Here is a 24,415-nt window from a genome sequence, read left to right as displayed (position 1 = left end):
GGGGCCGAACCGCTCAGGCGGGGGCTTCCGCAGCGACCTGGACCGTGATCCCGCCCTCGCTCTCGCAGGCCTGGATGAACCAGCGCTCGCTGCCCTGGAGCCCGATGGCGGTGAGGCGGCCGTGCATGTAGGCTCCGGTGTCGATACCCACGCGGTTGCCCCGGATCTCCGGTTCCTGCGTGATCGTATGCCCATGGATGACGAAGCCGCCGAATTCCCCATTGTGGCTGAGGAACGGTTCGCGGATCCAGCGGCAGTCGTGCCCCAGCTGGTTTTCCAGCGGCGTTTCAGGCCGGACACCGGCATGGACGAAGACATAGTCGCCCACGCGGATCATCTTCTGGAACCCGTCGATGAAGTCGAAATCGTCCTGCGGGATGGCTTCCATCGCCGCGCGCTGCAGTTCGTCGAGTTCGGCATCCATCACGAATTGCGGGTCCATGCCATAAGACAGGATGGTCTCGCGGCCGCCGAATTTCAGGAAGCTGCGAAAGGCGTCCAGCTTGTCGCGGGAGACGAGCAGCATTTCCTCGTGATTGCCCTGGATGAATTCGACATCGCGTTCGCGCGCCCATTGCCGGGCGCGGGCCAGCACCCCGGCGCTGTCCGGTCCGCGGTCGATCAGGTCGCCGAGCAGGATGACCAGGCTATGCGCACTGTTTCGTTGGGCGTCGTCGCGCTCGATCGCCTCTATAAGGCGCTCGAACAGGTCCAGTCGGCCGTGGATGTCGCCAATCGCATAGATGCGCTGTCCAATGGGCAGTTGGGGAAGGCGGGCGCTGGGAGCGCGGCCGAGGAGGTTTCTGATCTTCGCGAGCATTGCGTTGGCGGCGACTATAGGAAACGCGGCTCATGCCCACAAGCACAACGCGGCCTTCGTCATACGCATTAAGCCGAGGCGTGCCGGCTTCGGGGGTAGTGGCCCAAAATCCACACAAGGTTTCCCGAATGTTTCTGGAATGAGATTTTTCTTGTTCCCATCTTGGGTGCGGTGCAGCAATATTGTGCAGCTGCAATCGCCTTCAAGACAGAAAGGCGATGCGGCAAAGCAGGCTGGGACGAGACACCCCAAGAAGAATTCAGTGAGGGAATGACCATGTTTATGTCCGTCCGCGGCGCTTTCGCCGCCACTCTGCTCGCATCCAGTGCAATCGCAGCAACTCCCGCTTTCGCTGACGAGGCCGATGCGCCTTCCGAAGTGACCGTGACCGGCAACGTCGCGCTGACCAGCGACTATCGCTTCCGCGGCGTCTCGCTCTCCGGTGGCGATCTGGCCGTCCAGGGCGGCATCACCGTCTCCCACAAGAGCGGTTTCTACGCCAGCATCTGGTCCTCCTCGCTTCACAGCAGCGAAGTGGACGTGGATGGCGACGGCGTGGGCGACGGATCGGTCTATGGCGACCAGGAACTCGATCTCATCGGCGGCTGGACGGGCGAAGTGACCTCGGGCCTGACGCTTGACGCCGGGCTGCTCTATTACGTCTATCCCAGCGGCAAGATCGGCGACGCGAACTATTGGGAGCCCTACGCCTCGATCAGCGGGCAGGTCGGACCGGCCAAGCTGAAGCTGGGCCTTGCCTATGACTGGAAGCAGAAGGGCCTGCTCGACAACAACGGCAGCAAGTCGGACAACCTCTACGTCTACGGCAATGTCGACGTTGCCATTCCGAACACGCCCGTCACCGTTTCCGGCCACCTCGGTTATACCGACGGCGTCCTTTCGCCCTGCTACTATTGCACGGGCACCCGGACGTTCAACGACAAGACCGGCATCGACTATTCGATCGGCGCCTCGATGACGCTGTTCGGCCCGCTTTCCGCCAGCATCAGCTACGTCGGCGTCAGCGGCGTCTCGGTCGACAGCTATACGGACGACACCGTGGTGGGCACGCTTACCGCCTCGTTCTGATCGACAAGCGTTTTGCAGGAGGACCCGCCCGGAGCGATCCGGGCGGGGCTTGCCCCTACTTGAGATAGAAGTCCACGGTCGTGACCACGCGCACCTTCTTGTAGGGCGTATCGGACACGCCCCAGCCACCACCCGAATCGCCGTCGCGCGCTTCGATGGTGAAATAGCCCTGGGTCGCGCTCTTGATGGCGCCGACCTGGGCGCCGCTGTCCTGCGCGAATTGTTCGGCAGCCGCCCGTGCATCGCGGGTAGCAGCAGCGACCATCGGCGGCTTGATATCGTTGAGGCGGGTGAAAGTGAAAGCCATGCCCGAACCTTCCTCCAGGATGACCCCGCGCCGCACCAGTTCGAACTGACGCCTCACCGCCGATTGCGCGCGCTTCACGTCCTGAGTGCGCAAGGTGACGCGCTGGCGGACAGTGAAAGTGACGACGCCATTGTCCTTGCTCTGCTGCACGTTGGCCCCGGTCGGCTGCAGCGCATCGGCAGGGAACCCGAGTTCGCGGAAGAACGTCTCGATCGCCCGCGTATCGTTCTCGACGCCCGATTGCGCCGTCGAAAGATCGCCGGCGGAAGCGGAATAGGCGATCGTCCAGGTCGCAAGGTCGGCCGTGACGTCGCGCTCCGCCAGCCCGCGAACCGTCACCGAGCGATCCGCCCGGTGTGCGCGCTTCATGCCGTCGCCAAGGAGATAGCCGCCGGCCACCAGCCCGATGGCCAGGATCGTGGAGGCCGCCAGCCAGCCCCTGACGACAGGATCGCGCAAGAAGGAGGTGGAGTGGCGAGGGTCGGATGGGCTAGTGTCAGGCATCGCGGCTTCTCCCTGAAGTCTCGCGGAGCATGGCCGAACAGGTGTGTATCCGCGATGAACCGTTTTTCATATGCGATAAGTTGAAGGAATCTCCGTGACCAAGTACCTCCACACCATGATCCGCGTGACCGATCCGGACGCGACGATCCGCTTCTTCGAACTGATCGGCCTGCAGGAAACCCGCCGCTTTTCGAGTGAGCAGGGCCGGTTCACGCTGATCTATCTTGCCGTGCCGGGCGAGGAGTCCGAAGTGGAGCTGACCTATAACTGGCCGGCCGAGGACGGCTCGTTCGAGCAGTACGAGGGTGGCCGCAATTTCGGCCATCTCGCCTTCCAGGTCGATGATATCTACGCAACCTGCCAGACGCTGGCCGATGCCGGCGTGACGATCAACCGTCCGCCGCGCGATGGCCACATGGCCTTCATCCGTACGCCGGACGGCATTTCGGTCGAGCTGCTGCAGGACGGCCGCCTCGATCCCGCCGAGCCCTGGGCATCGATGCCGAACATCGGCAGCTGGTAAGCCCGACGCCGCCGGGTGCGGGCTACGCTCGCTCAGTGCATTGGGCAACGCCCGGCGGCTTTTCGGACGGGTTCCCGAAAAGTTAGTTAACTTTGTGAAATAGACGCTTGTTCATTGGTGTGCCGCTGGCGCCGGACATACCTCCCGCCCCGCAACGGAAGTCTTGGGAATCGGTTGGCGCCAGTGCCTCCGACAGCCAGGACAGGGATTAATTCCGATCTCCAGCGGGGGCTAACATGGGATTGGTTGAACTTGTTCGGCAGGCGCTTTCAGGCCTGCTTATGATCGAGCAGGAGCTTTTGCTCTTCGCCGGTTTCTGGGTGCTCATCGGCACTCTCGACGAAGTGGCGGTCGATTGCTGCTGGCTATGGTTCCGCATGACGGGGCGGGCACGGACGCAGCGCATCACGGGCGACGCTGCCCGCGCGCCGCTGCGGGGCAAGGCGGCGATCTTCATTGCCGCCTGGCAGGAAGACCAGGTGATCGGCCATACTATCCGCCATGCCTTGTCCGCCTGGCGGCAGGACGATTTCACGCTCTATGTCGGTTGCTACGGCAACGATGCCGCCACTGTCGGCGCAGCGATGGAGGGCGCGGGCACGGACGCGCGCGTTCGGGTGATCATCCATGAACGCGCCGGACCGACCACCAAGGCGGATTGTCTGAACCGGCTCTACCGCGCGCTTTGCGACGATGAACGCCAGAGCGGCCGGGCCTATCGCTGCGTCATTCTTCACGACGCCGAAGACATGGTCCATGCTGCCGAACTGGCCGTGGTCGATGCCGGTCTGGCTTCGGCAGACTTCGTGCAGATTCCGGTACGGCCGGAGCCGCAGGCGGCATCGCGCTGGGTGGGCGGCCACTATCTCGATGAGTTCACCGAAGCTCATACCAAGTCGCTGGTCGTCCGCGATGCCTTGGGGGCGGCGATTCCGGCAGCTGGAGTAGGCTGCGGGTTCGGCCGCGACATGCTGGAGCGGATCGCGCAAGGCCGCCTGGCCGAAGGCAATCCGGGCCCGTTCGCGGCGGAATGTCTCACCGAGGATTACGAACTGGGCGTTCTGGTATCGCGCGAAGGCGGGCGCTCGCGCTTCCTTCGCGTGCGGGACGAGCAAGGGGAACTCGTCGCGACGCGGGCCTATTTCCCGGCCCGGTTCCGCGAATCGATCCGGCAGAAGACGCGCTGGATCCACGGCATCGCCTTCCAGGGCTGGGAAAGGCTCGGCTGGGAAGGCAGTTCGGCGGATACCTGGATGGCGCTCCGCGACCGGCGCGGGCCTCTTACCGCGATCGTGCTCGCCAGCAGCTACGCCCTCATCCTGGTCGAGGGCATCCTGGGGGTTCCGCGGATCCTGGGCTGGGAAACCGCCACGAAGCCGCCGCCGATGCTGGCCTGGATGATCGCGGTCGGTCTGTTCAGCCTGGTGTGGCGCAGCGTGGTGCGCGCCGCACTCACGACCCGCGAATATGGGGTTGCCGAGGGTTTCCGCGCCATCTTGCGCATTCCGGTGGCCAATTACATCGCGATCATGGCCGGGCGTGATGCCTTGGCCTCCTACATCCGCACGCTGAGGGGCGGCGAGGTCACCTGGGACAAGACCCGGCACGATGCGCATCCTGCCTCGCTTGGCGGAGTGGCGGCAGCATGAGCCTGACACAGCCTTTTCGCGGACAGCCGCTCGTGGCCTTGCTGGCAGTGCTGGCAGGCTGGATGGGCGGCCGGATCTCAACCTGGCAAAGTCCTTTGCCGATCGAGGCGGACATCGTTCATGCTTCTCCGGTCGCAACCGGCGGCGGACAAGGCCTCGCTGGCAACGGCAGCGATGATGCTCTTGAAGGCCCCCTGTCGCCGCCCGGCTCAGGGCTCTATCCGCCCCTGGAATACCTGGCGATGGAGCGGAGCATGGCCGGGCCGGGTTATGCCATGCCGGCAAGGACGGGCCAGCCCTATCCCGTATTCGTGCGCGTGCCGGTATGGGTGAACGGCCCGGGTTACGGAGTAGCGAGCCGGGCGCCGGCGGCTTTTCCCGCGAGCCCGGATCGCCCGATGCAGTCTGGGATAGGCGGCCTGCCCGGCGAGATGGAGTGGGGCGCGCGCGGCTTCGATGTCACGCCGGCCCGCTTCGTGTCCGGTACGGCAGCAGGGTCGCGCATGCCTCCGGGCCTGCCGCCGCTCTGGCAGCTTGCGGCCCAGCCCGGACCGCCGCCGAGCGTAACCCCTGTCGCGGGACCGAGGCCGTTCCCCAAGCGCTGGTCCGGAGATTCCTGGGCGCTGCTTCGGCATAATGGAGCAGGGGGGATCACCAACGGCGCGCTGCCGGCGACCTATGGCGCTAGCCAGACCGGCGCGGTGCTGCGCTATCGCCTTTCGCTGGACGATCCGCGGCGCCTCACGGGCTACATGCGCACGACCACGACGCTCAGTTCGGTCATGCGCGAAACCGCCGGCGCGCTGGGCTTTTCCGCCCGGCCTTTCCCGAAGCTGCCGGTCATCGCCGCACTCGAGGCCAGATTGACGGAGCAGGGGGGCGTGCACCGTTTCCAGCCGGCGGCCATGGCTATCACCGAGCTTCCGCCGTTTCCTTTGCCGCAAGGCTGGCGGGGGGAGGCCTACGGGCAGGCGGGCTATGTCGGCGGCACGTTCGCAACGCCTTTTGCTGACGGACAGTTTCGTGCCGACCGCGGGCTGTTCTCGGTAGGGCGCCTGGTAGGACGCCTGGGCGGAGGCGCCTGGGGCGGCGTGCAAAAAGGTGCCGGACGGCTCGATGCCGGACCGAGCGCGACGTTTGCCGTGCCGCTGGGACGCGGGGCATTCGGAAGGGTTGCCGTCGACTGGCGGTTCCGGATCGCCGGCGATGCCGATCCCGGCTCGGGGCCTGCCGTCACTCTATCCGCAGGTTTCTGATTCCCGGCTTTCCTAGCGGCGGATGCTGCGGTAGCGAGAGGGGTGGAATGGATGTCTACCTCCCCATAGCCAACCTCTCCGTCAACGGTCTCATCATCGTTGGCCTGGGGGCGATCACGGGCCTGCTTTCGGGCATGTTCGGCGTGGGCGGCGGCTTCCTCACCACGCCGTTGATGATCTTCTACGGCATCCCGCCGACCGTGGCCGCTGCTTCCGCGGCCAGCCAGGTGACCGGCGCCAGCGTCTCCGGCGTGTTCGCGCATACCCGGCGGGGCGGGGTGGATTATCACATGGGCACGGTCATGGTGGCCGGCGGCATCATCGGCACCGGCATCGGCGCGGCGCTGTTCAGCCTGCTGCAGCGGCTGGGGCAGATCGATACGGTCATCAATATCCTCTACGTGCTGATGCTCGGCTCGATCGGCGGACTGATGGCCAAGGAGAGCATCCAGACGATCCGTGCGGAGCGATCCGGGGTGCCCATCGCGGCCCGCAAGCGCCGCCATCACCCGATGGTCGCCAGCCTGCCGCTGCGCTGGCGTTTCTACCGCTCCGGGCTGTACATCTCACCGCTTGCTCCGCTGTTGCTCGGCATGGGCACCGGCATCCTGACGATGCTGATGGGCGTGGGCGGCGGCTTCATCCTCGTGCCGGCGATGCTCTATATCCTTGGCATGAGTGCCAATGTCGTGGTCGGCACTTCGCTCTACCAGATCCTGTTCGTCACCATGGCGACGACGATGATGCATTCGATGACCACCCATGCGGTCGACATCGTGCTGGCCTCGCTGCTGCTGCTGGGATCCGTCACGGGCGCGCAACTCGGCGCGCAATTCGCCCAGAAGGCGAGCCCGGTGAAGCTGCGCCTCGTTCTGGCGATCATCGTGCTGCTGGTCGCGGGGCGCATGGCGATCGGGCTGGGCTATCGTCCGGACGAGATCTACACGGTCGCCCCGCTGTGAAGCGCGGGCTGGCCCCGTTTCTCGCGCTTGCCGCGGCCATGGCGCTCGGCGGCGCACGCGATCCGATCCTGGTTCCCGAGGTGTCCCAGCACGAAGTGGATCTGCGGCAAGGCTTCACCGGCACCGAATTGCTGCTGTTCGGCGCGATCCTCACGCCGGAAGGCTCCCGCGCCGCGCAGGATTACGACATCGTGGTCGTGCTCAAGGGACCGACCCAGTCCATCGTCCTGCGCGAAAAGCAGAAAGTCGCCGGCATCTGGATCAATGCGGACAGCACGGAATTGCGTTCCGCGCCGTCCTACTACGGCCTGGCGTCGACCCGGCCGATCAAGGACATCGTCGACGACAAGACGGCCGCGATCTACGAACTCGGCCTCAAGTGGCTGCAACTCTCGCCGATCGGGGCCATCGATCCCACCGAGCAGGCGCGATTCTCCGATGGCCTGGTCGATCTCAATCGCCGCAACGGCCTCTATCGCGACGAGGAGGGCGGCGTGAAAGTGAGTGAGCAAGTGCTCTATCAGGCGCGCATCCGGCTGCCCTCGCAAGTGCCCATCGGCACGTATACGGCGGAGACTTATGCCATTTCGCGGGGGCGGGTGGTCGCTTCGGCCAGCAGCCAGGTCCAGGTGCGCAAGCTCGGCTTCGAAAGGGCGATCGCCAACTTCTCGGAAAACTACGGCTTTGCTTATGGCCTCTTGGCGGTCCTCGTGTCGGTGGGCATGGGCTGGCTTGCCGGACGGCTTTTCGCCCTCCGCTAGGCAGCATCGCCGGCCCCTCTTAGGCGGAAATTAACCGCGCCGAACTAGCGCTTTCGAACGAAAACGCTTGTTTCGAGGGCTCAATGAACGAGATGCGAATGGACGGCTTCGATCCTGCGACGGCCCCGCACCCCCGGGTGGGCGGCGAAGAGGGGCGCGAGCCGATCGGCGTGATCCTGGAGATTTCCGGTGCCGGCGCCCGCATCGCCTTCGATCTGGCGCGCCTCAACGATGCCGCGCAGCACGTCGATCCTTCGATCGCCATGTCGGGGCAAGTCGGCAGCCAGGTCAAGGTCCGGGTGGGCCGGGGCTGGTTGCTCGCCAGCATCCGCAATCAGAAAAGCGACGCCACCGTCCCCGGCGGCATCGTCGCCGAGGCCGACTTTCTGGGCGAAGGGCTGGAGGAACGGCTGACGGGTCGCATCCACGGATTTCGCCGCGGCGTCACGCGCTATCCCACGCCCGGCGCGCTGGTCTACCCGGCCGACACGGACGACTTGCGCCAGGTCTATGCCAGCGACGGGCGGCAGGCGGTTCAGATCGGCACCGTCTATCCCACCAAGGACATTCGCGCCGGGCTCTACATCGATGCCCTGCTCGGCAAGCACTTCGCGCTGCTGGGTTCGACCGGCACCGGCAAGTCTACGAGCACCGCGCTGATCCTCCACCGGATCTGCGAACAGGCGCCGGAAGGCCATATCATCATGGTCGATCCCCACGGCGAATATGCTGCCGCCTTCCGCAACACCGGCGTGATCCTCGACGTCTCGAACCTGCAGATGCCCTATTGGCTGATGAACTTCGAGGAACATTGCGAGGTGCTGGTCACGACGCGCGGCGATGAGCGGCAGCTGGATTGCGAGATCCTGGGCAAGTGCCTCCTGGAGGCGCGGGCGAGGAACCGCCTGGCGGAGCAGATCGGCAAGATCACCGTCGATTCGCCGATTCCCTATCTGCTCTCCGACTTGTCCAACATCCTGAACAACCACATGGGCAAGCTCGACAAGGGCCACTCCAGCGCGCCCTACATGCGGCTGCGCAACAAGCTCGACGAATTGAAGGGCGATCCGCGCTACCAGTTCATGTTCTCGGGCATGCTGGTGGGCGACACGATGGCTGAGTTCGTCTCGCAGCTGTTTCGCCTGCCTTCGCGCGGACGGCCGATCTCGATCATCGACGTGTCCGGCGTGCCGTCCGACATCACCAGCACCGTGGTGGCCGTGCTCAGCCGCATGGTCTTCGACTTCGCGGTCTGGGCGCGGGAGGAGAAGACGCGGCCGATCCTGCTCGTCTGCGAGGAAGCGCACCGCTACGTTCCGAACGAGAAGAACGCCGACGGTTCGTCGGTCGGCCGCATCCTTTCGCGCATCGCCAAGGAGGGCCGAAAGTACGGCATTTCGCTGGGCCTCATCACGCAGCGGCCGTCCGACCTTGCCGAGGGTGTGCTCTCGCAGTGCGGCACGATCATCTCGATGCGTCTCAACAACGACCGCGACCAGGCCTTCGTCCGCGCGGCCATGCCTGAAGGCGCGCGGGGTTTCCTCGATTCCATCCCAGCGCTGCGCAACCGCGAATGCGTGATCTGCGGCGAGGGCGTGGCGATCCCGATCCGCGCCTCGTTCGACGATCTGGAGGAATTCCGCCGCCCGGCGTCCGCCGATCCCTCGTTCATCGAACTCTGGAGCCAATCCGGCGGCGAGGAGGAGATGGTGCTCCGCACGGTCCAGCGCTGGCGGGCCCAGGGCAGGTAAGCAAAATCGCGGAGCAGCAGGCGCGCGCGGTCAGGCCTTGAACGCCGCGCGCCACTTGCCCCAGCGGTAGTAGCCGATCGTCAGAGCGACAGTCAGGGCCGAACCGACGGGATAGGACCACCACACCGCGTCGCTGCCGATGACCGGATAGGCGAGCCAGTAGAAGCCCAGACGTCCCGGATAGAGTCCCAGGAACATGATCACGAGCGGCGCCACCACGGCGCCATAGGCGCGCATCGTGCCGGTGAGGATCATCGTGATCGACACGATCACGAAGCTGGCCGTGCAGACCAGCTGAATGTGCCGGGCGATCGGCATGGCCGGGCTGTCTCCGCCCAGGAACAATGCCAGCAGCGGGCGGTCGAACAGCACGATCAGCGCCGCCACCAGGGTCGAGAGCGCCAGATTGGTGACGAGGCCCACTTCGGTCACTTTGCCGACACGGCCATGGTCGCCCGCGCCGAGCGACTGCGCGACCATGGCGCTCACCGCCGAGCCGATCGCGAAAGCGGGCATCTGGAGGTAATTCCACAATTGCAGCGAGGCCCCGTAGGCCGCCGCGGCGTCCAGCCCCTCGCGGTTGACGAGGCTGACCATGATGAGGCCGGCGGAGGAAACCAGCAGCATCTGGGCGCCCATCGGCAGGCCCTTGACGATCACATAGGCCAGTTCAGGGCCGCGCGGCACGAGATAGCCCAGTTCCGGCCCGCGCAGGCGCATCGGCAGGTCCTGCCGGTAGATGCGCCAGAGCTGGTAGACCAGACCGGCGAAGTTCGCGAAGGCCGTGGCCATGGCCGAGCCGGCGATACCCAGCGTGGGGATCGGGCCGGGCCCGATGATGAGGAGCGGATTGAGCACGATGTCGAGCGCGACCGTCAGGATCATGGCGTAGAGCGGCGTCTTGGAATCGCCCGCGCCGCGCATGCCCATGGAGACCATCATCGACATCGAGCCTAGCGGGATCGTCACGAAGATCACCCGCAAGTAGGCGAGCGCCTCGACCCGGCTGGCCTCGGGCGTGCCGAGCGAATGGAGCAGGGCATCCGCCCCGAACCAGCCGCCGATGCCGCAAAGCCCCGAGAGAACGAGACAGAAGCCCAGCCCGGAGCCGAACGTGCGCCGCGCCGCGTCGATGTCACGCGCGCCGAAATGCTGGCCCACGCGCACCGTCGTGGCCATGCCGAAGCCGAACACCAGCGCGAAGAGCAGGAACATGATGACGTTGGCATTGGCCGTTGCCGCCAGCGCGGCCTCGCCCAGCAAGCGCCCGACCCAGATCGCGTTGACCGACCCGTTCAGCGTCTGGAGCACGTTGGAAATCAGCATCGGCACCGAGAAGACCATCAGCGTCTTCAGGATCGGTCCCTGCGTGAGGTCGCCCTTCATCCGCTCCATCTGCCGGGGAGGCTGTCCCTCCTCGGGTTCGGTTTCCCCGTGCGGAATCGGTGATGCCTCGTTCATATGCCCCTCAAGTTCCCCGCGTATCGCCCCAGATGTGTATGTGCAGCCGGTCCGTGAAGCGATAGCCTTCCTGCGTGCATAAATCCGAGAGCCATCCCGACCTCTGCCGGATGACATCGCTGGAGCGACCTTCCGGCATCAGGAATATCCGCTCGGCGGGGATCGCGTGGCGTTCCTGGAGCGCGCGGACTTCGTCCACGTCGGCAGGTTCCGCCACAACGAACTTGAAGTACGCGCGCGGATCGGCCGCCCAGGCATCGAGCCGCTCGGGCACCAGCGCCAGTTCCGCCGGGTTGCCGCTGTGCGAGAGCTTGGGGCTGACGTTGTACTGCTGCACCCGTGCGTCGAGGCTGGCATGGGGCGCAACCGAGCCGTTCGTCTCGATCTCGACATGCATCCCCGGTCGCGCCTCGTCGAGCGCCGCCAGCATCCGCGCCAGTTGCGCGCCTTGAAGCAGCGGCTCGCCGCCGGTGATGACGAGCCGGTCGGGCGGAAGGTCGGCCACCAGGCGCGCCACGTCGGCTTCCTCGGCCATGACCTGGTTGGCCTTGCGCTCGAACGCAAGCTCGTCCCGGTGGAAGCGGTTATCGCCGGAAAAGCGCCAGGTATAGGCGGTGTCGCACCACTCGCAGGCCAGATTGCAGCGCGACAGCCGCACGAAAGTGCTCGGCCGCCCCATGCTGGCGCCTTCGCCCTGAAGCGAGGCGAAGATCTCAGGTTCGCCGGGAGTGGTGGTGGCAAGGGCAAGCGTCACGGGTATTCTCGAATGCAGTTTGATGGAGCGTGGTTGACACAGTTTACACGGTCCAAGGGAGAAAATGTCACCTTCTGTCGAGAGGTGTCATCTCGCGGCTGATTGCGTGCAAGGGGGCAGGGTGATCACGCGCGCGAAGGTGTCAGATGCGCGTGATGTAGGAAAACGAAAAGTGAGAAGTCCTGGGGGATGATCCCCCAGACCCTCGGAATGTCGAGGTCTCGCCCTGCCTGGCCGTTTTGCGCCCACTGGGAGCCGGGAGACAAATGGCCTGCGGCCGCAAGGAGAGCACGGGCGTGGCTGCGCGCGCGACCTCGCCAGTATCGGGGTGCAGGGGTGTTAATCCCTGCGTTTCCCTTTTCTTATCCCAGCCGCGCCAGCGCCGCAGCCAGACGCTCCGCCTCCGCCGAATGGTGCGCATGATCCGCACGCGCCTTGTCGATGGCCTCGGGCTTGGCCTTCTCGACGAAGGCCGGATTGCCCAGGCGCTTGTCGAGCGAATCCCGCTCCTTGACCGAAGCGGCCATGGCCTTTTCCAGACGGGCCTTCTCGGCAGCGATGTCGATCACGCCTTCCAGCGGGATCGCCAGGGTCGCATCGCCCGCGCCCACCTGCATGGCGGCACCGGCGGGGGCAGCCTCGAAGCGGATCGCATCCAGACGGGCCAGACGGTCGATCGCGGTGCCGTTGCGGCCGATCACCGAGCGGGTCGCGTCCGAAGGATCGGCGACATAGGCGGTGAGCCGCGCGCCCGGCGCGATGCCGAGTTCGGACTTGGCGCCGCGAAGGTTGCCGATCAGCGCGATCAGCCATTCGACTTCGGCCTTGGCCCCGGCATCCACCGTGGCTTCCGGTGCGGGCCATGCGGCGACGATCAGGTCGGTCTCACGCGCGCCCATCTTGCTCCACAGCTCTTCGGTAACGAAGGGCATGAAGGGATGGAGCATGACCAGGATCTGGTCGAGCACCCAGCCGGCGACGGCTTTGGTCTCGTCATCGAAGCTGCCCTTGATGAGTTCGATGTACCAGTCGCAGAACTGGTTCCACACGAAGTGGTAGATCGCATTGGCGGCAGCGTCGAAGCGCAAGTCGGCCATGGCCTTGTCCAGCGCGGCGACGGTTTCGACGACTTCGCCGATGATCCACTTGTTGACCGCAGTGGTCGCCTTGGGGGCGGCGACGGATGTGCTGGCGACGATGCCGTTGGACTGGCAGAAGCGCGCGGCGTTCCACAGCTTCGTGGCGAAGTTGCGGTAACCTTCGACGCGCTTTTCATCCATCTTCACGTCGCGGCCCTGGCTCTCCATGGCGGCCATGAAGAAGCGCAGCGCGTCGGCGCCGTACTTGTCGATCAGGCCCAGTGGATCGACCACGTTGCCCTTGGACTTCGACATCTTCTGGCCATCGGCGGCGCGGACGAGGCCGTGGAGGTAGAGCCGCTTCCACGGCACTTCCTTCATGAAGTGAATGCCCTGCATCGCCATGCGCGCATCCCAGAAGAACAGGATGTCGAAGCCGGAAACGAGCAGGTCGTTCGGATAGTGCTTCTTCAGCAGCGGCGCGTCTTCATCGGGCCAACCGAGCGTGGCGAAGGGCCAGAGCGCGGAGGAGAACCAGGTATCAAGCACGTCGTTGTCGCGGGTCAGCTTCTTGTTGCCGGCCTGCGCCTGTGCCTCTTCCTCGGTCTCGGCGACGAAGATTTCGCCGTCTTCCGAATACCACGCCGGGATGCGGTGGCCCCACCAGAGCTGGCGGGACACGCACCAGGGCTGGATGTTTTCCATCCAGTTGAAGAAGGTCTTCTCCCAGGTCTTGGGAACGATCTCGATCGCGCCGGAGCGGACGGCTTCCATCGGCGGGCCGGCAAGGGTCTGCGCATCGACGTACCACTGGTCGGTCAACCAGGGTTCGATGACGACGCCGCTGCGGTCGCCGTAGGGGGTCTGGATCACGCGATCCTCGACCTTTTCGAGCAGGCCGTCATCCTCCAGGAATGCGACGATCGCCTTGCGCGCCTCGAACCGGTCCATGCCGATGAACTGTGCGGGGACAAGGCCGTCCTGCGTCTGGCAGACCTTGGCATCGGCATCGAGCATGTTGAGCATGTCGCCGGCCTTGAAGCCTGCGCGCTTGCCCACCTCGAAGTCGTTGAAGTCATGGCCGGGCGTGATCTTCACCGCGCCGGAGCCCAGTTCGGGATCGGCATGCTCGTCCGCGACGATGGGGATTTCGCGGCCGGTGAGCGGCAGGGTGACAGTGGCGCCGCGCGCCAGCAGTTCCTTGTAGCGCTCGTCCTCCGGGTTCACCGCAACGGCCATGTCGGCCAGCATCGTCTCGGGGCGGGTGGTGGCGACGTGGATGTGGCCCGAACCGTCCGAAAGCGGATACTTGATGTGCCAGAAGTGGCCGTTGGTCTCGCGCGTTTCGACCTCAAGGTCGGAAATGGCGGTGCGGAACTTGGGGTCCCAATTCACCAGGCGCTTGTCGCGATAGATCAGGCCCTGCTCGTGCAGATCCACGAAGACCTTGACCACGGCCTTGGTGAAGTGCGGGTCCATCGTGAACTGCTCGCGGCTCCAGTCCATCGAACAGCCCAGGCGGCGCAGCTGGCCGGTGATGGTGCCGCCGGATTCGGCCTTCCATTCCCAGACCTTCTCGATGAACTGCTCACGCGTGTAGTTGGCGCGCTTGTCCTGCTTGGCCTCCATCTGGCGCTCGACCACCATCTGGGTGGCGATCCCGGCGTGGTCGGTGCCGACCACCCAGAGCGCGTCCTTGCCCTTCAGACGCTCGTGACGGATCACGATGTCCTGCAGCGTATTGTCCAGCGCGTGGCCGATGTGGAGCGAGCCGGTGACGTTCGGCGGCGGGTTCACGATGGTGAACGGCTGCGCGTCAGGGCGTTCGGGCCGGAACAGCCCTTCGCCTTCCCAGTGCCGGTACCACTTCGCCTCGATCTGGGCGGGGTCGAAAGTCTTGTCCAGCGCGGCTTCGGGCGCGGTTTCGGGGGAGGCTTCTGGAGTGTCGGTCATGGCGCCGCGCTTTGCCAGTGCGGGGCGTCATTCGCAAGTGCCGCCAACACGGGATTCCGCCATAGTCGCGGGACGTGCATAAAGGATGGCTCCAATACGGTTGCGATTGCGAAATGAACAATTCGCCGCGCCGGGGGAACCCCTTGCCGGTACAGGCATTTTCCCCCAATACGAGCACACATGCGGGAATGGGCTGAATTCACTCTGTCGGAAAGCGACCAGGACGGCGTCCAGACTGTGGCGCTGAAGGGGCCGTTGCGCGTCCATTCCCTGGGTAATCTCGACCATAAGCTGGCCGCCTTGCACGGCCCGTTCGACCGGATCGACATGTCCGGCGTCACCGATATCGACACCACCGGCGCCTGGCTCGTCTGCCGCTATGCAAGCGAGCATAACCTTGAAGTCGTGGGCGAAAGCGACCAGGCCAAGCACCTGTTCGCGGCGATCGGCCGCGTCCCCGACGAACAGCCTGAGATCGAGCCGGAACGGCCTCTTCTGGTCCGCACGGTGGGCGAACTCGGTGATCTCGTGGTCGGCTGGGGGCACGGGCTGGTCCGCTCTGTCGGCTTCCTGGGGGAGCTGATCTCGGCGCTCGGCGCGGCGATCCGGCACCCCTCGCGGCTTCGGGGCACGGCGCTGGTGCATCACATGCAGCATGTGGGCGTCAACTCGCTGTGGATCGTCGGGTTGATGAGCTTTCTCATCGGCATCGTCATCGCCCAGCAGGGCGCGGTGCAGCTGGCGCAGTTCGGCGCCGAAATCTACACGATCAACCTCACCGGCCGGCTCGCGATGCGCGAACTGGGCATCCTGATGACCGCGATCATGGTCGCGGGGCGCTCGGGCTCGGCCTTCGCGGCGCAAATCGGCACGATGAAGCTGACCGAGGAAGTGGACGCCATGCGCACCATCGGCGTCTCGCCGATGCAGGCGCTGGTGGTTCCGCGCGTGCTGGCGGCGATGCTGATGATGCCGCTGCTCGGCTTCTATTCCACGGTGCTGGCGATCATCGGCGGCGCCTTCATCGCGAATTTCGCGCTCGATATTCCGTTCTGGACCTTCCTTCAGCGCACTCAGGAAGTCGTGCCGATCACTGACGTTTGGGTGGGCCTGCTCAAGGCTCCCGTGTTTGCGCTGATCGTCGCCCTGGCAGGCTGCTATCAGGGGATGCAGGTGACCTCGAACGCCGAGGAAGTGGGCGCGCGCACCACCCAGGCGGTGGTCACGGCGATCTTCACCGTGATCGTGCTCGACGCCTTCTTCGCGATCTTCTTCACCAAGATCGGCTGGCAATGATCGAAAGCGAAAGCCTCCAGGCGGAACCGGCGGAAACCGCCGCCGATTCCGATGAGAAATTCCCGATCGTGGTCGAGGGGCTGCGCAATGCCTTCGGCGATCACGTCATTCACGAGAATCTCTCGCTCAAGGTCCGCAGGGGTGAGATTTTGGGCGTCGTCGGCGGATCGGGCACCGGCAAATCGGTGTTGATGCGCTCGATCATCGGGCTCCAGCAGCCGGAATCGGGCGAGATCACCGTGCTCGGTCACCACATGGGCGATTCCACCGATGAGGAAGGCCGCGACTTGCGTTCCCGGTGGGGCGTGCTGTTCCAGGGCGGCGCCTTGTTCTCGACCTTGACCGTGGGTGAGAACGTGGAAGTGCCGCTCAAGCAGTTCTATCCCGAAATCACCGACCAGATGCGCGGCGATATCGCGCGCTTCAAGGTCCGGCTCGCCGGCCTGTCGGAAGAATCCGCTTACAAGTATCCCAACGAGCTTTCGGGCGGCATGCGCAAGCGTGCAGGCCTGGCGCGGGCGCTGGCGCTCGATCCCGAACTTCTGTTTCTGGACGAGCCGACCGCCGGCCTCGACCCGATCGGTGCCGCTGCTTTCGACCGGCTGACGCGCGGGTTGAAGGAGACGCTCGGGCTGACGGTATTCCTCATCACTCATGACCTCGATACGCTTCACGCCATTTGCGATCGCGTGGCGGTGCTGGCGGACAAGCAGGTGATCGCCGTGGGCACGATCCCGGAACTGCTGGCGCTCGATCACCCCTGGATCCAGGAATATTTCAACGGCCCGCGCGGCCGTGCCGCGCTGGGCGCGAAAGACGAGATTTCGATGAACGACGACGCGCTTGTCGCGCAGGACGGTTCCCCTCCCGAAGGACCGGCCGTGGACAGCAGCAACGGGCGCGATATCAACGGACGCGGGGCATAGGGTAATCAGCATGGAAACACGGGCCAATCATATCTGGGTCGGAGCCGTCACGCTGGTCCTTCTGGCGACCCTGGCGGCGTTCATCATCTGGATTGCGCGCCTGAACGATGGTGCGCGCAACGAATACGACATCTTCTTCAAGCAATCGGTGGATGGCCTCGCCAAGGGGTCGGGCGTCGATTACGCGGGGGTGCCGGTAGGGCAGATCAAGGAAATCGAGCTGTGGCCGCAGGATCCCAGCTTCATCCGCGTGCGGGTGAAGGTGGACAAGAAAGTGCCCGTCACCGTCGGCACCACCGCCACGATCCAGGGCAGCTTCACCGGCGTTGCCGATATCCAGCTCGAAGGCGCCGTGAAGGATGCGCCGCTGTTGACCGAGCCGGGTCCGGAAGGCGTGCCGGTCATCCCCACCAAGCGCGGCGGCCTGGGTGAAATCCTGTCGAACGCTCCGCTGTTGCTGGAGCGCCTGGCGACGCTGACCGAAAACCTCAACTTGCTCCTCTCGGAAGAGAACCGCCGGTCGATCACCGGTATTCTCAAGAACACCGACAAGATGACCAAGGATCTTTCGTCGGCGACGCCGCAAGTGAAGCAGACCCTGGCCGAACTTCAGGGCACGCTCAACCAGGCGACCCGCACGCTGACCGCGTTCGAAGGCGTGGCCGGCAAGGCCGACAGCCTTCTGGGCGATCAGGGCAATTCGCTGGCCGAGCAGCTCCGCAACACGCTGGGCGCGGCGCAGAAGTCGATGGAGACGCTGGACCAGACCCTGCAGCATGCGCAGCCGGCCTTCGATCAGGTTTCGCAGCAGACGCTTCCCGCCGCCGAAGCTGCGATCCGTGACTTGCGCGCCACCAGCAAGGCGCTGCGCAACGTGACGGAAAAGATCGACGAGCAGGGCGCAGGCGCGCTCATCAAGGGGCAGAAGCTGCCCACGTACAAGCCATGAACGGGCGATCCATGCGCCTGCACGAACCGAGAATGAAGATGGGAACCGCGATGAAGCTCCGGCACAAGACCCCGATCCTCGGCGGCGCGCTTGCAGCCGCGGCAGCCCTGGCGCTTTCGGGCTGCATCAGCCTGGCGCCCAAGGCCCCCGATCTGTTGCTGCGGCTGACGCCGGACCAGACCGCGCCGGCCGGTTCGCAGTCCACCGGGCAGATTTCCGAGGCCATTGTCGTGCTCGATCCCGAAGCCGATCGCAGCCTGGACGTGCTGCGCGTGCCGGTGAGGGTGGACGGATCGACCCTGTCCTATCTGAAGGACGGCTGGTGGATTGAAAAGCCGAGCCGCCAGTTCCGCTCGCTTCTGGCAGAGACCTTGCGGGCCCAGACCGGCCAGCTCGTCGTCGAAGGCGGCGATTTCGAGGTCACCGGCAAGACGCTGATCGGCGGAAGGCTGCTGCAGATGGGCTATGACGTCCCCACGTCGTCGGTCATCGTGCGTTTCGATGCGATCCGCACCGAGCGCAGCGGCCCGCTCGTGACCCGGCGGTTCGAGGCGATCGTGCCGGGCGTGAAGGCCGAAGCAGCCTCGGTCGGTCCGGCGCTCAACAAGGCGGCGAATGACGTTGCCAACCAGGTCGCCACCTGGGTGAAAAGCGGCGGAGCGAGCGCTGCGCCTCAATAATCATGACAATTTCTGTAAGTAATTGTCGCATTCAGCCGCAGGGCCGGGATAAGTAGGAGGCGGTCTGGAATTTTAATTCAGACGCCTCTTTTTATTTTTATTCTCATATTCTGTTTTCCGGAAATTCGCAGGCGGCCTTCATTCTTGAGGTCGGTGTTGTTGTAAAAACATCACAATGACACTTCTGTGACGTGACTTGTTCAGTGCGCTGTATTGAAAGCATTTTCCTGCGCTGTATTCGGCCCGGACCCCGCGGCCGCAACGGCCGGGTAAAACAGAATGCAGGAGCTACCATGAACAAGTTCGCCCTTCTTGGCGCCGCCGCCCTTTTTGCCGCGCCCGTCGCCGCCAATGCGCAGGCTTATGTCCAGGCTCAGACCGGTCTCGACAGCGTTTCGGTCAATGGCGGTTCATCGGAAGGCCTGACTTACGGCGTGGCCGCCGGTTATGATTTCCCGGTGCGCGAAGCGTTGTTCTTCGGCATCCAGGCGGGCATTTCGGGCAGCACCACCAAGGAATGCGCAAGCGATCTCCTGGCTACCGGGGACAAGCTTTGCGTTCGCGCCGGCCGCGATCTCTCCGCGATTGCCCGCGTCGGCACCAATGTCGGTGACACGACCAAGCTCTACGTGCTGGGTGGCTACACCAATGCCCGGCTGCGCGTGACGTACAACGACGGCGTCAACAAGGACAGCGACGGCGTCAACCTCGACGGTTTCCGCCTTGGTGCCGGCTTTGAACATGACTTCGGTGGCAACCTGTTCGGCAAGGTCGAATACAACTATTCGAACTACGAACAGGGCTACAGCCGCCACTACGGCCTTGCCGGTCTTGGCGTTAAGTTCTGATCAGAGCGACTTCTGCACGGCGGCTCTGCCGCGTAAGGCTATAAAAAAAAGCCCGCTCCGGTTCGACCGGGGCGGGCTTTTCGGCTTTTTCGTGCAGCTTCAGGCGCGCGCCAGTGCGGCCAGCCGGATCGCCAGCTTGAACGCCTCGAACCTTGCGGCGCGGCGTTCGGCGGCTTCCCAGTCTTCGCCCCAGAGTTCGACCTGCCAGTCCTCTTCGAGGTTGGCCGCGTTCCACAGGGCCTCGGCATCAGCATCGGACCGAATCGCCGCCATGGCGATTACCAGCGACGCGGCGAGGCTGGAGAGCATCTTCAGCGCCGCCAGCGCAAAGTCGTTCTCGGCGGCGAGGGCGGTTTCCAGCCGCGCCAGCGTTTCGGCCGGCTGAGGCTTGTGAAGCACGCCGGAAATGCGGGCGAAGCGGATGTCGTAGCGCTGTTCGGCTTGCGCCAGCAGGGGCTCCCACAAGGCCAGCTGGCGCTGGTAGAGCGCATCCTCGGGATCGCCGCGATAGCAGAGCGTGTCGGTTTCGGCATAAGGCAGCACGTCACGCACGGTCTGCGCCCGGTCCTGGGCGACGGCGTCGATTGCGAAGTCAGCCAGGTCGCGCAAGTGGAAGGACTGGGCGTCGATCTGCTCGCCCTGCGCGGCCCATTCGGCGGCCAGCGCTTCGGCCAGCGCGCGGGTGGGAACGATCTGCGCGCGGCCGCCGGCCGTCCTGATGGGGCGCCCGTCCAGCAGCACGCGCCACTGGCCATCGATCTCCCCGACGCCGGCTTCCTTGTAGAAGCGCTTCATCGCGGACTGCGCCATTTGCGGGCGAGGATCTTGGGGACGACGAAGACGTCGACAAGGCCGTTGGCGATCAGCAGGTAGCCGAGCCAGAGCGGCGCGGCGAGCTTGTTGGCGCCGATCGCCATGCCCGCGATCACGCAGGCGACGCCGAACAGGCGCACGAGCTGGATCGTGGCGAAGCGGGCCTTTGCGGGGTCTTTCTCGCTCACGTCAGCAGGTACTCCATGAGTTCGTTCGGCGCTTCGCAGACCTTTTCGGCGCCGGCCTCGATCAGTTCGCGCGGGTGATGATAGCCCCAGTCCACGCCGACGGCACGGGTCCCGGCGGCCCTGGCCATCTTCATGTCATAGGCCGTGTCACCGATCATCACGGCAGCTTCCGGCATCGCCCCGGCCTCTATCAAGGCTTCCTCCAGCATCGCGGGATGCGGCTTGGAGGGATGGCGGTCGGCGGTCTGGAGCGTGACGAAGAGATCGGAAATCCCGTTCGCCGCCAGGCAATGCGTCAGGCCGCGATCGGACATGCCGGTAGCGACGGCGAGCGTCCAGCCGCGGGCGTGGAGCGTGCGCAGGCAATCCTCGATGCCGGGGAACAGGGGTTGCGACACGCGCCCCTCTTCGCGGGCCTGGCGGAAAGACACCTTGTAGGCCTCGGCCATGGCGTCCTGCTGGCGCTCGTCGCTCTCCGGCAGCAGTTGGCGGATCGCCTGCGGCAGCGAGAGGCCCACCGCGCGCCGGATCAGGGCGCGGGAGGGGGCGACCAGGCCGAATTCGGCGAAGCTCGCCTCCATCGCCTCGCAGATCGGCGCCTGGCCATCGACCAGGGTGCCGTCGCAATCGAAGACGGCGAGCTTCACGGACGTGGTCACCGCTTACCTCGCGGCGACGACGGACCACCTGCAGAGGGACGCGCGCCGCCGGGGCGGGCGGCGGGCTTGCCAGAGGGTTTGCCAGAGGGCTTGGAAGCGGGCCTGGAAGCGGGTTTCGCGCCGGGTCCGGCCTTGGCCGCCGGCCTGCCCGCGGGTTTTCCGGCAGGCTTGACACCCAGCTTGCTGCCGGGCTTGCCCGAAGGCTTGCCGCGCGAACCGGGGCGTTCCGAGCTGCCGTCGCGGCGTGAGCGGCGTTCGCCGCGGCGTTCCTTGCGGTACTGCTTGGCATGGGCCTTGGCCATGCGCTTCTCGTCGTCCTTGCCGGGCGCCGGGGGCGCTTCGGGCAATTCGGCACCGTCGTTCTCGTCGAAGCCGAGCGAGGCCAGCGAATTGGCGAAATGCTCGGGCAGGGGGGCGGTCACGTCCAGCGGCACGCCGTCCGGGTGATCGATGATCAGGCGGCGCGCATGAAGGTGCATCTTGCGGCTGATCGTGCCCGAGAGGAACGCTTCCTGCCCGCCGTACTTGCCGTCGCCGACGATGGGGTGGCCAATGGCAGCCATGTGGACGCGAAGCTGGTGCGTACGACCGGTCAGCGGGTGGAGTTCCACCCAGGCGGCGCGGTTGCCGGCGCGATCGAGCACGCGGTAGCGGGTGCGGGCCGACTGGCCGCCTTCCTCATCGACGTGCATCTTCTCTCCGCCGGTGCCCGGCTGCTTGGCGAGCGGCAGCTCGATCATGCCATCGTTGATGCTCGGCACGCCGACCACCAGCGCCCAGTAGATCTTGCGCGCGGTGCGACCGGAGAACCGCTTGGAGAAGAACGCGGCGCTGCCCGGCGTGCGGGCGACGAGCAGAACGCCCGAGGTGTCCTTGTCGAGGCGGTGGACCAGGCGCGGACGCGGACCCTTTCCGGCATAAGCGTCGAGCAGGCCGTCGACGTGCTCCTTCATGCCCGAGCCGCCCTGCGTGGCGAGGCCCGGCGGCTTGTTGAGCACGATGGCGGCGCGGTCCTGCGTGAGGACCATGGCGTCGGCGCGTTCGATCTCTTCCTCGGTCAGTTCGCGGCGCGGGCGCGATCCGCCCAGGCCGGGCTTGGCCTCGCCGCCCGGCGGTACGCGCAGGACCTGCCCGGGCGTCAGGCGGGTATCGACATCGGCGCGCTTGCCGTCGACGCGGATCTGCCCGGTTCGCGCCCAGCGCGAGACCATGGCGAAGCCCACTTCGGGCAAGTGGCGCTTGAACCAGCGATCGAGACGAACGCCTTCATCGTCGCGGCCTACGGTAAATTGGCGGACAGTGTCCGAATTGTCGCGGCTCATGCGGCGACTCCCTTCATGATGGAAAGACCGGCAAACAGCGCGGCGAAGCCTGCGATCAGCGTGATCGCGACATAGAAAGCCGCAAGACCGACCTGCCCGCGCGAGACGAGGGCAATGGTATCGAGGCTGAACGAGGAAAACGTGGTGAAGCCGCCTAATACGCCGACGCCGATAAGCAGGCGAGCGCTCTCGCCCTCGGTGCCGCGCAGCAGTAGCCAGCCGGCCAGCACGCCCATGGCAAGGCTGCCGACGACATTGACGGTCAGGGTGCCATAGGGAAACGCGCCGGCGCGGACAGGTCCGATGGCGGTGGTCCAGGCCAGCCCGGCAAGATACCGGAGCCAGGAGCCTAGACCGCCGCCGAACGCCACGAAGAGCGAGGAGGCAAGAAAGGAAGGTTGGGACATCGCGCCGCCTTAGCCGCGAATGCGCAGTTTTCCAATCGTCGCCGTCCGAACCGTCCGGCAGGGCAGTCATCTATAAAGGTTCCAGGGTGCGACCCCACTCCGCAAGGAGACATAATAATGCAAATCTCATCGTCGACGAGCGCGCTGAGCGCTCTTTTCAATCCACGTCAGGACATGGACGACAAGATATCGACTGCGGTCGGCAATGGATCGATCAGCGATACGGACGCCTCGGCGCTCGAATCGGCCCTCGATTCGATCGACGACGCGCTCGGTACCAGCGGATCGGGCAGCCGGCTCGCGCCTTCGCAGATGAAGGATCGGATCGATTCGCTGATCTCCGACCAAGTGGAGAATGGCACGCTCAGCGAGGACCAGGCGAGCGCCTTGCAGTCGCTGTTCGCGCAAGGCCCGTCGCAAGGCGGCGATGCGGGCGCAGCGGGTGAAGGTGGCTCCGGCGGACCAGGCGGGCCGGGCGGCCTCGGTGGTCCCGGTGGCCCTCGCGGCGCGGGCGGTCCGCCTCCCGGCGGCGGATCCGTCGAGGAGGCCGACGAAACCGACGAAACCGAGGCGACGGACGAAACGGATGAAACCGATTCGACCGACGATACCGAAGAGACCGACGAAGCCGACGCGACTCTCGCAGCCGTGCAGGCGTTTCTGGAGAACCTGAAGGCCCAACAGGCCGAGGGAACGACTTATACCGCTTCGGCGGCGACCTCGGCTGCGGTTTCCGCCGCGGGCCTGGTCGTGGATCAACTGGCCTGATCCTTTCTATCGGTGTATAAGTGCTCTCCATCGGGGCTTCGAAACCCGGTGGAGAGCGCATCCGGGCCAAGAAAACAGCCAAGGTTGCTTGCCTTCCGGTGCTGGCAGTGCTAGCGGCCCCCAACTTCGAGCCGACCCCGCCATGGGATTCGGTGCAAATTCGTGTTTTTCTTTCAGGGTACCTTCCGCGTCGGAATGCGGAATTCGTACTTTTGATTTGTGAGGTGTGTCGGTTTATGCAGATTCTCGTCCGCGACAATAACGTCGATCAGGCTCTTCGTGCGCTCAAGAAGAAGCTGCAGCGTGAAGGCGTCTACCGCGAGATGAAGCTGCGCCGTCACTACGAAAAGCCGTCGGAAAAGCGCGCTCGCGAAAAGGCCGCCGCTGTGCGTCGCGCCCGCAAGCTGGAGCGTAAGCGCATGGAGCGTGACGGCGCCAAGTAAGATCGGCGTCGGCCCCGCCCGGTGGGCGGGGTTGCGGCAGCGCATGGTTCCCGTTTCCGAGCGGGCCTCGCGCAAGGATGCCGCTACAGTCAGGATCGTGATGACACGATTGTGATTGGCACATCTTAAATTGCTCGGCTTGCGGCTTGAACGCCGCTCCGGCTTGAGCCATGAGGGCGCGGAAATTTCCATCCGCGCCCTTTGTGCATCTGCCGTGCAGGTGTTCCTGGCGGGCGAACCCGAACGA

Annotated in this window: 24 protein-coding genes; 14 read left to right on the top strand and 10 right to left on the bottom strand. The window is 65.3% G+C overall.

What is annotated here, in order from left to right:
- Window positions 1-13: 13 nt before the first annotated feature.
- On the bottom strand, window positions 14-820 hold the full coding sequence (locus EDF58_RS05995; RefSeq protein WP_132263463.1) for a metallophosphoesterase: 807 nt from the start codon (window positions 818-820) through the stop codon (window positions 14-16).
- 276 nt (window positions 821-1,096) lie between these two features.
- Between EDF58_RS05995 and EDF58_RS05990 the strand changes: the two genes are divergently transcribed.
- Window positions 1,097-1,909 carry a TorF family putative porin gene (locus tag EDF58_RS05990; RefSeq protein WP_132263462.1) on the top strand — a complete coding sequence of 271 codons (813 nt, stop codon included), beginning with the start codon at window positions 1,097-1,099 and terminating at the stop codon, window positions 1,907-1,909.
- A gap of 55 nt (window positions 1,910-1,964) precedes the next feature.
- Here EDF58_RS05990 and EDF58_RS05985 read toward each other — a convergent pair whose 3' ends face one another.
- The gene (locus tag EDF58_RS05985) at window positions 1,965-2,720 is read right to left on the bottom strand and encodes an SIMPL domain-containing protein (protein ID WP_132263460.1); all 756 of its coding nucleotides are present in this window, start codon (window positions 2,718-2,720) and stop codon (window positions 1,965-1,967) included.
- A gap of 94 nt (window positions 2,721-2,814) precedes the next feature.
- Here EDF58_RS05985 and EDF58_RS05980 point away from each other — a divergent pair, with 94 nt between their 5' ends.
- The 6 genes from EDF58_RS05980 (at window position 2,815) to EDF58_RS05955 (ending at window position 9,622) form a co-directional block, all read left to right on the top strand.
- Window positions 2,815-3,243 (top strand): VOC family protein, encoded by a 429-nt coding sequence (locus tag EDF58_RS05980; protein ID WP_132263458.1) that lies wholly within the window; start codon window positions 2,815-2,817, stop codon window positions 3,241-3,243.
- Between the two features lie 281 nt (window positions 3,244-3,524).
- A complete protein-coding gene (locus tag EDF58_RS05975) occupies window positions 3,525-4,892 on the top strand; it encodes a glycosyl transferase family protein (RefSeq protein ID WP_243654092.1) in 1,368 nt (455 codons plus the stop codon).
- On the top strand, window positions 4,889-6,148 hold the full coding sequence (locus EDF58_RS05970; protein ID WP_132263454.1) for a hypothetical protein: 1,260 nt from the start codon (window positions 4,889-4,891) through the stop codon (window positions 6,146-6,148). The genes EDF58_RS05975 and EDF58_RS05970 overlap by 4 nt, the downstream gene beginning before the upstream one ends.
- A gap of 47 nt (window positions 6,149-6,195) precedes the next feature.
- A complete protein-coding gene (locus EDF58_RS05965) occupies window positions 6,196-7,110 on the top strand; it encodes a sulfite exporter TauE/SafE family protein (protein ID WP_132263452.1) in 915 nt (304 codons plus the stop codon).
- A 38-nt stretch (window positions 7,111-7,148) separates the two neighbouring features.
- Window positions 7,149-7,871: a TIGR02186 family protein gene (locus EDF58_RS05960; RefSeq protein ID WP_132264180.1), complete on the top strand. Its 723-nt coding sequence runs from the start codon at window positions 7,149-7,151 to the stop codon at window positions 7,869-7,871.
- An 83-nt stretch (window positions 7,872-7,954) separates the two neighbouring features.
- Window positions 7,955-9,622, top strand: a complete 1,668-nt coding sequence (locus EDF58_RS05955) for an ATP-binding protein (RefSeq protein ID WP_132263450.1) — start codon at window positions 7,955-7,957, stop codon at window positions 9,620-9,622.
- Between the two features lie 30 nt (window positions 9,623-9,652).
- Here EDF58_RS05955 and EDF58_RS05950 read toward each other — a convergent pair whose 3' ends face one another.
- The 3 genes from EDF58_RS05950 to EDF58_RS05940 all read right to left on the bottom strand — a co-directional run bounded on the left by EDF58_RS05950 (window position 9,653) and on the right by EDF58_RS05940 (window position 14,869).
- On the bottom strand, window positions 9,653-11,008 hold the full coding sequence (locus tag EDF58_RS05950) for an MATE family efflux transporter (RefSeq protein ID WP_243654091.1): 1,356 nt from the start codon (window positions 11,006-11,008) through the stop codon (window positions 9,653-9,655).
- 82 nt (window positions 11,009-11,090) lie between these two features.
- The gene (locus EDF58_RS05945) at window positions 11,091-11,837 is read right to left on the bottom strand and encodes a 7-carboxy-7-deazaguanine synthase QueE (protein ID WP_132263446.1); all 747 of its coding nucleotides are present in this window, start codon (window positions 11,835-11,837) and stop codon (window positions 11,091-11,093) included.
- Between the two features lie 362 nt (window positions 11,838-12,199).
- The gene (locus EDF58_RS05940) at window positions 12,200-14,869 is read right to left on the bottom strand and encodes a valine--tRNA ligase (RefSeq protein WP_132263444.1); all 2,670 of its coding nucleotides are present in this window, start codon (window positions 14,867-14,869) and stop codon (window positions 12,200-12,202) included.
- Between the two features lie 180 nt (window positions 14,870-15,049).
- Between EDF58_RS05940 and EDF58_RS05935 the strand changes: the two genes are divergently transcribed.
- The 5 genes from EDF58_RS05935 (at window position 15,050) to EDF58_RS05915 (ending at window position 19,568) form a co-directional block, all read left to right on the top strand.
- Window positions 15,050-16,165 carry an MlaE family lipid ABC transporter permease subunit gene (locus EDF58_RS05935; RefSeq protein ID WP_132263443.1) on the top strand — a complete coding sequence of 372 codons (1,116 nt, stop codon included), beginning with the start codon at window positions 15,050-15,052 and terminating at the stop codon, window positions 16,163-16,165.
- Entirely contained in the window at window positions 16,162-17,091 is a 930-nt protein-coding gene (locus tag EDF58_RS05930) for an ATP-binding cassette domain-containing protein (RefSeq protein ID WP_243654090.1), read from the top strand. Before EDF58_RS05935 ends, EDF58_RS05930 begins: the two co-directional genes overlap by 4 nt.
- 10 nt (window positions 17,092-17,101) lie before the next feature.
- Complete coding sequence (locus EDF58_RS05925; RefSeq protein ID WP_132263441.1) at window positions 17,102-18,040, top strand: MlaD family protein; 939 nt, start codon at window positions 17,102-17,104, stop codon at window positions 18,038-18,040.
- A 32-nt stretch (window positions 18,041-18,072) separates the two neighbouring features.
- The gene (locus EDF58_RS05920; protein WP_243654089.1) at window positions 18,073-18,720 is read left to right on the top strand and encodes an ABC-type transport auxiliary lipoprotein family protein; all 648 of its coding nucleotides are present in this window, start codon (window positions 18,073-18,075) and stop codon (window positions 18,718-18,720) included.
- 293 nt (window positions 18,721-19,013) lie between these two features.
- The gene (locus EDF58_RS05915; protein ID WP_132263439.1) at window positions 19,014-19,568 is read left to right on the top strand and encodes an outer membrane beta-barrel protein; all 555 of its coding nucleotides are present in this window, start codon (window positions 19,014-19,016) and stop codon (window positions 19,566-19,568) included.
- Window positions 19,569-19,667: 99 nt separating this feature from the next.
- Here EDF58_RS05915 and EDF58_RS05910 read toward each other — a convergent pair whose 3' ends face one another.
- Genes EDF58_RS05910 through crcB form a run of 5 tightly spaced genes read right to left on the bottom strand, consistent with a single transcriptional unit; the run spans window position 19,668 to window position 22,957 of the window.
- Window positions 19,668-20,363 (bottom strand): ATP12 family protein, encoded by a 696-nt coding sequence (locus EDF58_RS05910; protein ID WP_132264176.1) that lies wholly within the window; start codon window positions 20,361-20,363, stop codon window positions 19,668-19,670.
- Window positions 20,360-20,569: a hypothetical protein gene (locus EDF58_RS05905; RefSeq protein ID WP_132263437.1), complete on the bottom strand. Its 210-nt coding sequence runs from the start codon at window positions 20,567-20,569 to the stop codon at window positions 20,360-20,362. The genes EDF58_RS05910 and EDF58_RS05905 overlap by 4 nt, the downstream gene beginning before the upstream one ends.
- Entirely contained in the window at window positions 20,566-21,216 is a 651-nt protein-coding gene (locus EDF58_RS05900) for an HAD-IA family hydrolase (RefSeq protein WP_132264174.1), read from the bottom strand. The genes EDF58_RS05905 and EDF58_RS05900 overlap by 4 nt, the downstream gene beginning before the upstream one ends.
- 8 nt (window positions 21,217-21,224) lie before the next feature.
- Window positions 21,225-22,550 (bottom strand): RluA family pseudouridine synthase, encoded by a 1,326-nt coding sequence (locus EDF58_RS05895; RefSeq protein WP_132263435.1) that lies wholly within the window; start codon window positions 22,548-22,550, stop codon window positions 21,225-21,227.
- Window positions 22,547-22,957, bottom strand: coding sequence for a fluoride efflux transporter CrcB (gene crcB / locus EDF58_RS05890; RefSeq protein WP_132263433.1), 411 nt, complete (start codon window positions 22,955-22,957; stop codon window positions 22,547-22,549). The genes EDF58_RS05895 and crcB overlap by 4 nt, the downstream gene beginning before the upstream one ends.
- A gap of 117 nt (window positions 22,958-23,074) precedes the next feature.
- Between crcB and EDF58_RS05885 the strand changes: the two genes are divergently transcribed.
- Both EDF58_RS05885 and rpsU read left to right on the top strand, forming a co-directional pair.
- Window positions 23,075-23,725 (top strand): hypothetical protein, encoded by a 651-nt coding sequence (locus tag EDF58_RS05885; protein ID WP_132263432.1) that lies wholly within the window; start codon window positions 23,075-23,077, stop codon window positions 23,723-23,725.
- A 236-nt stretch (window positions 23,726-23,961) separates the two neighbouring features.
- Window positions 23,962-24,168, top strand: a complete 207-nt coding sequence (gene rpsU / locus EDF58_RS05880) for a 30S ribosomal protein S21 (protein ID WP_007688176.1) — start codon at window positions 23,962-23,964, stop codon at window positions 24,166-24,168.
- The last annotated feature ends 247 nt before the right edge of the window (window positions 24,169-24,415 follow it).

The organism is Novosphingobium sp. PhB57 (assembly GCF_004342985.1).
Taxonomy (GTDB): domain Bacteria; phylum Pseudomonadota; class Alphaproteobacteria; order Sphingomonadales; family Sphingomonadaceae; genus Novosphingobium.
The sequence above is the reverse complement of the archived record's forward strand: the minus strand, read 5'-3'. Positions and strand labels throughout refer to the sequence as shown.